The organism is Methanobacterium sp. (assembly GCA_016222945.1).
In the GTDB taxonomy this organism is placed as follows: domain Archaea; phylum Methanobacteriota; class Methanobacteria; order Methanobacteriales; family Methanobacteriaceae; genus Methanobacterium_D.
In genome coordinates this window covers 204,331-218,913 of sequence record JACRPY010000003.1, presented here as the reverse complement: position 1 = coordinate 218,913, position 14,583 = coordinate 204,331, and the positions used below count along the sequence as shown (strand labels likewise).

The window sequence follows — 14,583 nt, the reverse complement described above, 5'->3', positions numbered from 1 at the left end:
TTAAAAACATAATATAAGAATTAAAATTAGAATTTAACAGTTGAAAAAGGTTCTTTACCTAAAAGATCAAACATCAAAACATCAGGAGCCATAATTGGTTCTCCTTGACCTGTAATAAGTTTAAAAGCTTCAAAAGCCTGCAAACAACCCACAATATTAGGTAATGGGGCAATAACTGGAGGAACTTCAGCACCCATCCCATTTACTTTGTTTATTATTTCTTCTGTCAAATCCTTGCTTAGGGATGGTAATTTGAAAATTTCCTCATAACTGGGAGTATTATTTGTAAAAACATTTACTTGGCCCATTGTTCCATGAATTGCACCATGAATAAAAGGAATATCCAGATTTCGGGCACATCTACTTACTATAATTCTTGTTATAATATTATCAAGGGCATCTATAACTATATCACTATCTGCAACGATTTCGTTGACATTATCTTCATTTACTTCTTTTTCTATTGCTTCAATATTTGTAAAAGGGTTTATTGACTTTAAAGTTTCCTCTGTCACACTTACTTTAGATTTTCCAACGCTATAGAAGCTGCTCATAAGCTGACGGTTAATGTTAGACACGTCGAAATTATCTTTATCAATTATTCTAAGGTTTCCAACACCCATTCTAACAAGCATTTCTGTAGTGGCACCACCAATTCCACCGCAGCCAACAACAGTGATTTTAGCTTCTTTAAGTCTTTCTTGCTCTGATTTAGTTACAATTCCCATTTGTCTGCTTACAATTTCCCAGTAAGCCATTCCTTCAAATCTTTTTGGCATTTTCGTGCTCCTAAATATCCTGTTACAATGAATTAAGTTTTCATGTAATAAAGTTTTTTTGATAGTATAACTAATTAAAATGAAACTAAATTAATAAAAAAATTGTATAGGAACTCCTATTACGTAAATAAAATAATTCATGGGATTTTTTAATCCCATAGTTAGCTATTGTTTTTTATATTTGACCTAAGCCGCCGGCAATTTCTTCGTAAGGCTGAACAATTACAAAACCAGTTCCCTGGAACTTCATCTGGAATGTTTCACCGCTGCTTCTGCCTAAAAGGGTACCTAAGCCCACATCCATTTTAATTTCAGGAACAACACCATCAGACCAGGCAACAGTTGCATTTGGATCAGTGTAAATAGGCTTATCTGGAGTTACTTGAATTGTTAATGGTGTGAAATGGGTTGTTATTGCAACCATGCCTGTACCTTCAAATCTTATCTGGAAAAGACCTCCAGACATCATGCTTCCTCCTCCAGACATCATTTTAATGTCATAACTCACAGTTTCTTCAAATGCAAGCACGTCATTTCCATTTACATACAGTCTTTCGTTTTGAAGGTTTAATATGATTATTTCCTTTCCATAATCAGCAAGATAAAGATGTCCTTGGCCTTCTGCTTTCATTAAATGTGCTCCGGCTCCAGTCATTTTCTTCTTTAAGAACTTGTCAATTCCACCTTCAAGAGAACTCTCTTTCCTAAATTTCATATCGCCTATATAGGATACCATTGAACCCCATTTAGCCCAAACTTTACCATTTACATTAACATCCAGCAAGTAAGCATTTTCAAGTTCGAATACTTCGTTACCACCAGTTTTTTCACTGGTTTTACTTACAAATTGAGCTATTGAGTATTTAGTTGTAGTTTGGCCTCCGGCTACTGCTGGAACTTCAGCAGGAACTGGTTCTGGCACCACTTCTGGAGCAGCTGTTTCAACTACTTCTATTTTTGAACCGCATTCAGGGCAGAATTTAGTATCTGCATCTACTTCTACACCACAATTTGGACAATTCATTAAATCACCTCATGAAATAATCAATTTTTTCATTCAATTGCTGATTATTGTTTTAAAATAAATAAATGTAACTATTTGATTTTTTAAAATCAAATTCAAAATTAAATACGAATTATCTTAATATTATAGAATTTAGAAATATAATAGTTTTATAATAAATTAAAAATGAAGTCCTGGAGATAGAATACTTATTTGAGGCTTTTTTGATAGAATTTAGTGCCGGGGGCGGGATTCGAACCCGCGGCCTCACGGTATCCCAGGAAAAAGTCAGAGCACTGCTTAAATACCCTATGAGCCGTGCGCTCTAACCAACTGAGCCACCCCGGCGTGGCTTATCCTACATTATTTTTTATCAGTTAAAAAGTTTTCTGTTAAATTATTGAGCCTTATTCATAAATTTATTTGAATCTAAATGCTTTTCATATTTTCCTTTTTATTTCAATTAAATCCTTTAATTTCTGCATATCAACTTCTCTTTCATATAACGGAGATTTATCATCACTGTAAACTGTTAAAGTCTCTTCAAATGTTGGTTTATCAGGATTTATATAGAAAATTCCCAAAGGATACTTTTCAGTTTCTGCAGCCCTTTTAAATGCTTCATGTTTATCATAAGGGTCATGAGACTCTTCAAGAGGATATGTATTATCTTTAAACCATTGGTAGGTGTTTATTTTGTTGAAAGCGACACATGGCTGGAAAACATCAACAAGAGCATATCCTCTATGTTGTATTGCCTTCTTAAAAATCTCTTTCATATTTTTTATATCTCCAGCAAATGTTCTAGCCACAAATGATGCATTAAGAGATATTGCAACAGTTAATGGGTTAAAAGGCTCTTCAAACACCCCTTCAACTTGCAGTGGTGTTTTCATCTTCAGCTGGCTTGTTGGTGATGCTTGACCTTTTGTTAGGCCATAAACCATGTTATTATGCACAATATTTGTGATATTGGGATTTCGGCGGATTGTGTGCATAAAATGGTTTCCTCCCTCACCATACATATCACCATCGCCACCAACAGCTATTACAGTCAAATTTTTATTTACTGCTTTAATTGCAGTTGCAGGAGAAAGAGCCCTGCCATGAAGGCTATTATAGGTGTTTGATTTAAGATAATGAGGTAATTTCCCGGCCTGACCAATTCCAGATACAAGTACAAGCTTTTTAGGATCAATTTCAAGTTCTCCCAGAGCCATTTTAAGTGTTCTTAATATTGCAAAGTCTCCACAGCTAGGACACCATGCAATATCAGCATTTTCCACATCATACACGTTTGGATCCATTATAAATCCTCCAAAATTCCTCAAAAAATCCTTGATTTTTTGGGACGCAAAACTATCAAAAATCTTCGATTTTTGATGCAGCAAATTGTAGATTTGCATGCTTTGTTTTGCTAGTTTCTATTTTGGTGGTTCAGGAAATTCAGAATGAATTTTCCTCAACCTCCAGAATACTTTTTAATGTTTCAGTAACCTCTTCAACAGAAAAGGGCATTCCATCATACTTTAAAACAGATTCATGAATTCTAAATCCTGTTTCGATCTGTATAAGATTTCCAAATTGGGAAGTGGCATTATTCTCAAAAACAACCGTCTTTTCTGCAGTTTTAAAATACTTTTCAGCATCTTCATGTATAGGATAAACCTGTTTAAACTGCAAGAGTGCAATATCATCCCTTTCAAGCTTTTCTATACCCTCTTTAAGGATTTCATATGTGGAACCCCATCCTACTACCAGAATTTTATAATCAGGGCTCCCTATAAATTCTGGGGCAATTACATCCTCGTATACGCCTTCAATCTTTATTAAACGTTTTTCAACCATGTCATTCCTTAAATTAAGGTCTTCTGTTAAATGACCCTCTTCATCATGCTCATCTGAATCCACACATACAAGGCCATCCCCCAATCCGGGAATTCCCCGCGGAGATACTCCATCAAAGGTTAATTCATACCGCTTATATTTTTTATCTGTTTTAATAATATATTCTTCAATTTCAACATCATCAATGCTTAGGGAAGGTAAATTATAGTATATATCTGCAAAATATTGGTCAGATAATATAAAAACGGGGATCTGATATTTTTCTGCAAGATTAAATGCCTTCCAAGATACATAAAATGCATCTTCAAAATTTCCCGGTGCAAATATTGCTTTTGGAGTTTCCCCAGGACTTGAATATAAAACAAGGTCTAAATCTTCCTGTGCCATTCTGGTTGGAAGCCCAACTGCAGGACCCGGGCGCTGGCCAACATAAATAACTATGGGGGTTTCTATCATTCCTGATAGGCCCACAGCTTCGCTCATAAGTGCAAAACCGCTTCCAGATGTTGCTACAATTGATCTTGCACCAGCATACGATGCTCCCAGACCCATATTTATAGCAGCTATTTCATCTTCTGCCTGCTCAAAAACTATTCCAAAATCTTTTGAATTATTAGCAATAAAAACTTGAAGAGGGGTTGATGGAGTCATAGGATATGATGACATGAATTTACAGCCACCAGCGATACAACCCATCCCTACAACATCTGTACCATTTAAAAGAAGTTCATCCTTTAGTTTAGGGTCATTTTTAATTTCAATTTTAATTCTACCGGATTTTATTATGTTTTCTCCAATATTATAACCTTCTGCGCCGGCTTTAAGGTCGCTTTTAACTATTTTATCTCCCTTTCTGCTGAACATGGATTTTATGCATTCATCAAATATTTCTTTATCAATATTTAAAATCCTTGAAATTGCTCCTGCAGCGATTATATTTGCAAATATAGGGCCTCCAATTTCTGCAGCCATTTTTAGAAATGGAATTTTTATAATAGATGGATTAGCAATGTCTTTCAATGTTTCTTCATCTCCAATTATAATAGTATCTGGAGATACTCTTTCTTTCAGGTGATTTATGGCTCCTTTACTTATTGCAACCAGTATATCAATACGGTCAACGTATGCTGCCACTTTTTTTGATGATACCCTTATTTGAGTGGAATTTTCACCTCCACGCACTCGTGACATATATTCTTTTGAGGAAAAAACGTTATATCCTCCAAGTTTAACAGTCTGGACAAGTATGGTTTCAACAGTTTGAATTCCCTGTCCTGCCTCACCGCAAAGAACAATAGATACTTCTTCTTTTGATAAAAACTCAGACATGGCTTTACCACCCTTTAATAGTAAAAATATATAAATTTATCATAAATATATATGTACTCAATTTAACTTAAATTTTGGCATTCAGGCTTATTTTTGGTTTTTGAATTTGAAAACATGAAAATAAAGCTTTAAAAACAGAATTTAATATAATATTTTATTTATAAATAAAAAGAAAAAAAAGAATTTGAAATTAAATAATATTTTCCCTTGCCCATTTAGCTCCAGCATCAAAAATTTCAAGGTTAATATCAATTAATTTAGGTTTTTTAGAGAATGTATGCTGCACAGCCATTTTAAACACATTTTCAGGAAGTTCAGTATTTTCAAGAGCCATTAAAACTCCAAGAAGGACAGTATTGCCAGCTCTTTTAACACCATGGGCTTTAGCAATCTTAAACGCCGGAACTGAAATAGCTTTAACATTTTTAGGAGCTTCAAATTCTCCTATTGCCGAATCATATAAAATCAACCCTCCTTCCTTCACTTCATCCTTGAATTCTGCAAGGGAGGGTTTATTCAGCGCTACAAGAACATCAACCTCATGAACCGCAGGAGAACCTATTACTTCACCAGAAATCACCACTACACAGTTAGATGCTCCACCTCTCTGCTCTGGCCCATAGGAAGGGTAATAGGATACATGCCGTCTTGCTTTCATTCCTGCTTCTGCAAGGGTTAAACCCATGCTTAAAACACCCTGACCGCCGAATCCTGCGATTTTCACACTTTTTTCGGTAAAATCTGCATCATCTACAGCATCGCTGGTGCTATCAATCTCCACTTCAAAAATTTTGTCCAGTGAATCCTTTGAAAAATCACTTTCACCTCTACAAAGAGGTTCAACATCTTTAATCCTGTTTCTGAAGTTTTTTACAGGGAATTCTTTTTCCATCTCTTCATTAATGAATTTTTCAGCCCCTAATGCATCTTGTCTGAGATTTGTAGGGCAGGGAGATAACACTTCAATAAATGCATATCCTTTACCATCTCTTTGTACTTCAAGAGCCTTTTTTACAGCTCTTTTTGCTTTTCTTATATGTGGGGCATCTGAAAGTGATACTCTTTCAATATATACAGGAGCATCGAGGTTATCAATGAGTTCACACATGTGTAAAGGGTATCCTGCAAATCGGGGGTCTCTTCCTTCAAGACAAGTTACTGTAACTTCTCCAATAAGAGTTGTTGGCGCCATCTGGCCTCCAGTCATCCCATAAACAGTGTTATTTATAAAGAAAACTGCCATTTTCTCGCCACGGTTTGCAGCTTGAATCGTCTCGTTAAGTCCTATTGAAGCTAAATCTCCATCTCCCTGGTATAACATAACAATAGCATTATCTTCTGCACGGGATAATCCTGTTCCAACAGCTGGGGCCCTTCCATGAGCTACCTGAACATTACCACAGTCAAAATAATAATAGGCAAATACTGCACATCCTACTGGGCTGGTCATAATGGCTCTGTCTTGTATTCCCAGCTCATCTATTGCTTCTCCTATGAGTTTGTGCAATATTCCATGACCGCAGCCAGGACAGTAATGTGTTGCTGTAGGAGAGCTTCCACCTTTTCTTGGAAATTCATTGAGTATTGATTTGGGCTTACTGATGATTTTCTCATTTTGAATATTTTCCATTTTATTTCCTCTCCAAAAATTTATTTTTGGGGTTCGGAAAATCAGAGATTTTCCTCAACTCCTGCAACTTTTCTAATTTTATCCATTAAATCATTAAGTTCGATGATGTTTCCACCCATTCGATTAACAAGCTCCACATTCTTACATTCAATGGCCATCTTTATATCTTCAAGCATCTGACCATTACTCATCTCTACAGATATAAATTTAGGGTTTTTAGTATCTGAAATCCTTTTTAATTCTTTTTGAGGGAAAGGAAATAATGTTTTAGGTCTAAATAATCCTACTTTAATTCCTTCTGACCTTGCAGCGTCTACAGCAGACCTTGCGGTTCTGCTGCTTATTCCATAGGATACAAGGACTATTTCAGCATCTTTTATCAGGTATTCTTCATAGTCAACTTCAGTTTCATTAATTTTATCATATTTCTCTTGAACTTTGAAATTAAATTCTTCTAACTGGTCAAAATCAAGAAATATGGATGTAACAAGGTTTTCTTTTGTTTCTTTATTTCCACAGACTGCCCATGAAGTATCAATTTCAGGTTCAACCACTTCTTCAGGGAAGTGCAATGGCTCTATCATTTGCCCTAAAACAGCATCTGCAATTATCACAACAGGATTTCGCCATTTATCTGCAAGTTCAAATGCTTTCATGGTGAAATCGCACATTTCCTGAACAGAATTTGGAGCTAAAACTATATTTTTATAGTTACCATGCCCTCCACCTTTTACAAGCTGATTATAATCACCCTGTTCTGGGCCGATGTTTCCAAGTCCGGGTCCGGCTCTCATAATATCTACAATAACACATGGTAGCTCTGCACCAGCTAAAAATGATATTCCTTCTTGTTTTAAACTTATACCTGGGCCTGAAGATGCAGTCATAACTCTATGGCCTGCTGCAGCTCCACCGTAGACCATGTTTATGGCAGCTTCCTCTGATTCTGCTTGAACAAATTTTCTTCCGACCATTGGGAAATATTTCGATGCTTCATGGAGGATTTCACTTGCAGGGGTTATTGGGTATCCAAAATAACAGTCACAGCCTGCGTACATGGCTCCTATTATCACTGCTGTATTTCCCCTTATAAGTTGTGTTGCCATGTTTAATCCTCCTTTTCCTTTTTAAGTTTTTTTGGAATATGAATTTCAACAGCTAATGGTTCTGGACAGGTGTAATAGCAATCACCACATCCTGTGCATCCTTCACCTTCATAAACTGCATAATGGTACCCTCGTTCATTTGTATCATCACTCATCTTTAAAATGCCTTGTTTACATGCAATAATGCATCTTTCGCATGCTTTGCATTCTAAAGTGTTGATTACAGGGTAAGGTTCTTTTTTTTCTGATTTAGACATAATTTATCCTTCTAATTTGATTAAATTAAAATAAAAAAAGGGTTTTTCACCCTTACATGTAAAATTTGTTATTTTTATTCCTGGTCTTTGCTTCGTATTTCAACTCTCCTTATTTTCCCGCTTATTGTTTTTGGAAGTTCATCTACAAATTCAATGATACGGGGATATTTATAAGGTGCTGTTACCTTTTTAACATGATTTTGAATTTCTTTTTTTAATTCTTCTGAAGGTTTGTAATCATTTGTAATCACAATTGTTGCTTTTACTACCTGGCCTCTTACAGGGTCTGGAAATCCAGTTATAGCGCATTCTAACACTGATGGATGTGATATTACGGCACTTTCTACTTCAAAGGGACCTATTCTGTAACCTGAGCTTTTAATCATGTCGTCTGTTCTTCCAACAAACCATATATAACCATCTTCATCCATCCAGGCAGTATCTCCAGTATGATAACATCCATCATACCAAACTTCTTTTGTTTTTTCAGGATCAAGATAATAACCTCCAAATAATCCTAATTCATTATTATCTGTTTTAATGGTAATTTCGCCTTCTTCACCAATATCTGAAGCTTTGTTTTTTTTATCTACAATTTCAATGTCATAGATTGGTGCAGGTTTACCCATTGAACCGGGTCGTGGTTCCATCCACGGGAAATTAGCAACAGATACGACGCTTTCGGTTTGTCCAAACCCTTCCATCAACTTTAAACCAGTAAATTCATAGAATTTATTATAAACTTCCGGATTTAATGGTTCCCCTGCTGTTACTGCATATTCAAGGGTTGAAAAGTCATATTTTGACAGATCTTCTTTTATTAAGAATCTGTAAATAGTTGGAGGGGCACAGTAAGTTGTAACGCCATATTTAGATGCTTTCTCAAGCATATTTCCTGCATCAAACCGGTCATAGTCATATACAAAGACTGCACTACCAGATATCCACTGCCCATATATTTGGCCCCAAACTGATTTAGCCCAGCCAGTATCAGCCACAGTGTAATGAAGACCATCATCAACCACGTTTTGCCAGTACTTTGCAGTTACTATATGTGCTAATGGATAAGTAAAATCATGTTGAATCATTTTAGGAAGGCCAGTAGTTCCTGATGAGAAATATACCAGAGATATATCATTATTCGATGTATTTTCATCTCCTACAATTCTTTCAAATTCAACTGAAGCTTCTTCTATTTCTTTGGTGAAATTAAACCATCCGTCTCTGCCTTCATTTCCAACAATGGCTTTTATAATTTCTATATCTTTTAATTCTTTGTCAGCTCCATCAAAATATTCTGGAACTCCTTCTTCGCCAATACAAACAACCATTTTAATTTTGGCGCTCTCTATTCTGTAGACAATATCCTCAGTTCTAAGCATGTGAGTTGCAGGAATTGCAATTGCACCAATTTTATGAAGTCCAAGAAGGCAAAACCAGAACTCATAACGTGCTTTAAGTGTGAGCATTACTGTATCGCCTTTTTTTATCCCACATTTTTTAAAGAAATTAGCTGCTTTATCACTGTAATATTTCATGTCTTTAAATGTGAAAATACGGTCATTATCGTTATCATCACACCATACTAATGCTATTTTATCTGGAATTTTTTCTGCGTACTCATCAACAATATCATAAGCAAAATTGAAATTTTGTGGAATGTTTATTTTGAAATTATCTTTAAAATCATCGTATGATTCAAATTCAACCTTTGATAAAAATTTGTTTAATAGTGAAGACATATTATTTACTCCTTTTACCCAAATATTCAATTATATTCTTTCACATGACTATTGCAATGAATTTTGCTGGTTTATTGTTTAATGCTTCCATGGCATGTTCATAGGACGAATCAAAGAATATGGAATCTCCTTCTTTTAGAATAATCTCATTATTGTGAATGTAAATCTTTAAATTCCCTTCAAGCACATAATCAAATTCTTGTCCAGGATGTGAATTTTTGTTAGGTTCCTTATCATTATTTTTTGGTTCAACTGTAACTATAAACGGCTCTGCTTTTTTATGTATAAATTTTTCAGCAAGGTTCTCGTATTTGTACTGTTTTTGTCTTTCTACTTCAATTCCTTTACCTTTCCTTGTAACTGTGAAGATGTGCATCCTTGTTTCTTCACCTGTAAGCAAGAGACCCATATCCACATCAAATTTATGGGAAATTTCATATAGAATACTTGCAGGAATATCTACAACTCCCTCTTCATATTGTTTGTAGGTTCCAACATCGATATTTAGATATTCTGCCATCTCTTCAGCACTTATTTTGGATAAATCTCTTAATTCAAAGATACGTGAACCGATTTCTTTTATTTTCTCTTTCATCTTGATCATCTCTACAAAAAAATTGAACCTAGATCTTTTAACTTAGTTATAATTTCAGATTATTATAATTATACAGTTAAAGAGCTTAAAATGGAATGATGAAAATTCGAATAGAACTATTATATATAATGATTATTAATGACAATTTAGATGAACTGATATTTATAACTGATCATATCAAGATAACATTTAATTTATTTTTTTTATTTTTGATTTGTTTTTTGTGGGTATGACGTAGTTGTTACCGTTAAGTATTTATTTGTTATTGTATTATTATTGTATTATGAATTTTAGGTTTTTTATTGTATCATTGTTGTTTTTATTTATAGCATCTTCTTTTTGTAGTGGTGTGGTTTTTGCTGATGTTCATTATGCTAATCCTGGTAATTATAAGTCTGTTTTGGGTGTTGCGGGTTATAGTGACACTATTATCTTTAATAATGGTGTTTATGGTTTGGATGAGCCTATTGAGGTTTTAGAGTCGTGGAAGTTGTTTGCTGCTAATCCTGGTGGTGCGGTTTTAAGGGCTACTGAAAATATCCATACTTTGATTGATGTGTGGAGTTCTAATGTTGTTGTTTCTGGGCTTGTTATTGATGGTAATGGTTTAGCTAATTATGGTATTCATGGTAATTATGAGGGTCATTATGCAATTAATGGAAGTAATACTATTATTAATAATAAACGGTTTGGTGTTCTTTTAACTAATACTAATTCTGTGTTTTCTAATAACTACGTGGCAAATAATGGTGAAATAGGAATAGGTTTATTGGATAGTCCTACATCTACTTTAAGTGGTAATCAGGTGGTTGGTTCTGGTTATACGGGTATTTATCTTTATAATTCTCCGGGTTCTAGTTTAAGTGGTAATGTGGTGAATGGTAATGGTGGTCATGGTATCTTTTTACGATTAAGCCCTTATAGTTGGATTGAAAATAATGTTGCTAATGGTAATGGGTGGACTGGGATTAATTTAGAAAGTAGTGGTAGTAGTGCTGTTGTCACTAATACTGCTAATAGTAATCATATTGCAGGTTTATGGCTTACAAGTACTGATTCCACACCTATTATAGGTAACACTCTCCAATATAATCCGTATGGTGCGGTTTTCACGGGTAGTAATGGTAATTCTTTCACTTTTAATACTGTAACTAATAATGCGTACGGTGTAACTACTCCTTACTCTAATATTATCTCTAATAATCTTATAATGGATAATGGTGGTTGGGGTTTGAATATGGATACTTATGGAAATAATTTAAACAATCCCACCATTACAGATAACCAGATTTACAGAAACGGCATTGGAATAAAACTGGTGGGAAATAATAATATTTTAGGATCATTTTTATTCTTAAATAACAGTGTTCTAACCAACAACTACGCACTGGAATTCACGGGTAATGGTAATCTCTTAGATGGAACACAATTATTCGGTAACACCAACGGAATGCATTTAATAGGAGATAATAATGTTTTAACCAATCTCACTGTGGTTTATAACACATTTAACGGTGTTTTGATTGATGGTAATGGAAACCGTTTAAATGAAAGTTTCTTTTTAAACAATACCAATGGTTTAATCTTAAACGGGAACAATAACATGGTTAATGGTTCAGGTGTTCTTAATGGAACCAATGGAATGCAAATCACCGGAACGGGTAACATTGTGGCTAATAATAGTGTTAGCAGCCAAAACAACACAGCAATGTACATAAACGGAGACAACATTGTTACAGGAAACAGTTTGACAGATAATAATGGTACAGGACTCTTAATAAGGTCAGATAATGATGTTGTTAACTTCTTGAATATGCTGGGAAACACAATAATCCGTAATGGCCAGGGAATAAACATAGTTGGAAACAATAACCATATAAACAACATTCTAATCCTCTTTAACATTCTCCTGGATAACGGATACAGTTTAACAATTAGTGGAAATAATAATCAGATGAACAGCACCATTTTAACATTGAATAAGAATGGTTTACAGGTTATTGGAAACAATAACAGTTTTTCTAATATTACCAGTCGTTTTAACAACCAAACTGGAATCATACTTAACGGAAACAACAACACACTCAACAACAGCCTAATACAAAACAACACAAATGGCCTAATAGTGAATGGAAACGAGAACAGAGTTAACAGCACACTAATCTTTAACAGTACCAACGGAACTACTATAAACGGAAACAATAACAACCTAACAGGTAATAATGTTCATAATAACACAGAGAATGGTTTAATAATAAACGGCACAAACAATACATTCGTTCAAAATAATATCACAGGAAACCCAAATGCTATATTAGTGGAAAACGGCACCAATAACACATTAAACTTTAATCGTATCGCTGGTAACACTCATAACCTTCACAACAATGGCTATGGAACTGTTGATGCTCGGTATAATTGGTGGGGACAAAACAACCCTATATGTATCACAGGAATGAATATAAACACCAATAATCATGTAATAGCTAATTTAAATGTGCCATCAGGCACTATTAATCCAGGGCAAATATATGATATTACTGTAACCCTCAAAAGCAGCACAGGTGATGAATTAGCATTGGAGATTCCTTCATTCCTGGTGCAATTCTTTATTAACAATGGTGGTGATGTCTACCCAGAAACAGCAGCTATGAATAATAACAGTGCCTGGACCCAGTTCGTGGTTTTTAACCCTAGAAGCTACACACTAACTGCTGTAGTTGACCAGCAAACACTAACAAGTACATTAAGCACTCCTGTGAACAGTCAACCAGTAACACCACATAAAATACCTCGAAAACCCGCTGATCCGACTCCAAATAATAATCTTTGCGGTGCAATAGCAGTTGGTAACCTTTTAAACAGTTTAGGTGCAAAGGCAGATGCTAATCTTATATCACAGATTGGAGGATTAACAGATAAAGGCATCAGCATGTATGGTCTGTCACAAGCAGCATCATATTATGGAATAAACCTAACAGGATTACATTTAGATGCAGGTCAACTAAAAACTAACGACATCGTGCTCCTAAACATAAACGGAAACAATCATTATGCTCTAATACTCGGAAAACTCGGAGACAACTACATAATACAGGATCCGTTCCTCGGAACAGTAATCATGACCCCGGAACAGTTCAACAAGTATTATACAGGAAATGCGTTGACTTTAAATCCAGATGGAAGAGGAACACCTTTAAGTACGGATGAAATGAAGAATTTGTTTGGCGGTACAGGTGTTGGACAAGCTGCGGGAAATGCATTCCAATTAGCTGAATCTTTTTTCATTGGATTTCCAATTAAACCATTAGCAATATTGGCTGCTGTAGCTGCTGCGGGAATATTTGTAGGTGGATTTATCTATTACTATTTCATAGATGAACATGTAACACCTAAAGGAACAGGAATAGATGGAATAATAAACGACATAATAGGTTTACCTTCTTACATCGCAAGTTTAATGCCAAAAGAAGTTCCAGAAAAAAATCCAGATTATAATGTTGATAATTTTAAAAAATATCAGGACGATGGTGGGATTAAAGAAGTTATTAAAGGGTTGATTCCTACGGATCCTGATGATGATAGAGGTATTGTGGAACGGTTGATTGAGGGTGCGAAAAATGCTCCTTGGTATTTTAAAATTCCGGCTTATATTGTTGTAGGATCATTAGCTTTTATTTATGCATTTCCTGCAATATATGCTGCTGGGGGGATATTTTTAAATAATATTATGAATAGGGTTAATACAACATTCTCATCATCAGGTTCTTATACAATGAACAATACTTCTTTCAATTTCAAATTTAATAACACAACTAATGCTACGTGGAATTCTCGTTTAATGATGATAAACGTGCCGGGAATTATGAATGCTGCAGGTAATTTTGCAGGTTGGGTTAGTGGTAAGGTTAATGAGGCTAAGGCTGCAACAAGTGGTTTAGTTGATAGTTTTAAAGCTGCTGCCAAAGATGCGTATAGCAAAGTTGTTCAACCTGCCTTAGACAGGTTTAACAGTGAAAGAGCTGAGTTTCAAAAGAAGGGTTTGGTTAATTATGCTCAGTCTAAATATATTCAGGTTAAAAGTTATGTTAAAGAGAAGGCGTATCAGGTTAAAAATGTGTATGATAAGCATTTTAAGCCTTTGGCACAAAAATATATCGCACCAGCAGCACATAAATTATTAGATCCTATTGTGCAAAGTAAGACATTTAAAGCAATAAGAAACCTTCCAGGAATAAAACAGGTAGCTGACGGTGCAAGCTGGTTTGCAAGAGGGTTAGGGATTTGGTGAATA

The 14,583-nt window shown here is 35.0% G+C and carries 10 protein-coding genes and 1 tRNA gene; 1 reads left to right on the top strand and 10 read right to left on the bottom strand.

All coding sequences use genetic code 11. From position 1 onward, the window contains the following. Nucleotides 1–26: 26 nt before the first annotated feature. The 10 genes from HZC47_05725 to HZC47_05680 form a co-directional block, all read right to left on the bottom strand. Entirely contained in the window at nt 27–779 is a 753-nt protein-coding gene (locus HZC47_05725; GenBank protein ID MBI5680370.1) for a HesA/MoeB/ThiF family protein, read from the bottom strand. Nucleotides 780–954: 175 nt separating this feature from the next. After that, nucleotides 955–1,803 (bottom strand): AIM24 family protein, encoded by an 849-nt coding sequence (locus HZC47_05720; protein MBI5680369.1) that lies wholly within the window; start codon nt 1,801–1,803, stop codon nt 955–957. A gap of 217 nt (nt 1,804–2,020) precedes the next feature. After that, a tRNA-Met gene (locus HZC47_05715) sits at nt 2,021–2,130 on the bottom strand. A 92-nt stretch (nt 2,131–2,222) separates the two neighbouring features. After that, complete coding sequence (locus HZC47_05710; GenBank protein ID MBI5680368.1) at nt 2,223–3,089, bottom strand: 2-oxoacid ferredoxin oxidoreductase; 867 nt, start codon at nt 3,087–3,089, stop codon at nt 2,223–2,225. Between the two features lie 139 nt (nt 3,090–3,228). Beyond that, nucleotides 3,229–4,959, bottom strand: coding sequence for a 2-oxoacid:acceptor oxidoreductase subunit alpha (locus tag HZC47_05705; protein MBI5680367.1), 1,731 nt, complete (start codon nt 4,957–4,959; stop codon nt 3,229–3,231). Nucleotides 4,960–5,149: 190 nt separating this feature from the next. Next, nucleotides 5,150–6,589 carry a 2-oxoacid:acceptor oxidoreductase family protein gene (locus tag HZC47_05700; protein ID MBI5680366.1) on the bottom strand — a complete coding sequence of 480 codons (1,440 nt, stop codon included), beginning with the start codon at nt 6,587–6,589 and terminating at the stop codon, nt 5,150–5,152. A gap of 41 nt (nt 6,590–6,630) precedes the next feature. Further along, nucleotides 6,631–7,695, bottom strand: a complete 1,065-nt coding sequence (locus HZC47_05695) for a 3-methyl-2-oxobutanoate dehydrogenase subunit VorB (GenBank protein MBI5680365.1) — start codon at nt 7,693–7,695, stop codon at nt 6,631–6,633. A 2-nt stretch (nt 7,696–7,697) separates the two neighbouring features. Continuing rightward, complete coding sequence (locus HZC47_05690; GenBank protein MBI5680364.1) at nt 7,698–7,952, bottom strand: ferredoxin family protein; 255 nt, start codon at nt 7,950–7,952, stop codon at nt 7,698–7,700. A gap of 74 nt (nt 7,953–8,026) precedes the next feature. Beyond that, entirely contained in the window at nt 8,027–9,694 is a 1,668-nt protein-coding gene (locus HZC47_05685) for an AMP-binding protein (GenBank protein ID MBI5680363.1), read from the bottom strand. 40 nt (nt 9,695–9,734) lie between these two features. Further along, nucleotides 9,735–10,289 (bottom strand): helix-turn-helix transcriptional regulator, encoded by a 555-nt coding sequence (locus HZC47_05680; protein ID MBI5680362.1) that lies wholly within the window; start codon nt 10,287–10,289, stop codon nt 9,735–9,737. 283 nt (nt 10,290–10,572) lie between these two features. On the opposite strand from HZC47_05680, the gene HZC47_05675 reads away from it, so the two are divergent. After that, a complete protein-coding gene (locus HZC47_05675) occupies nt 10,573–14,580 on the top strand; it encodes a right-handed parallel beta-helix repeat-containing protein (protein ID MBI5680361.1) in 4,008 nt (1,335 codons plus the stop codon). Nucleotides 14,581–14,583 lie beyond the last annotated feature (3 nt).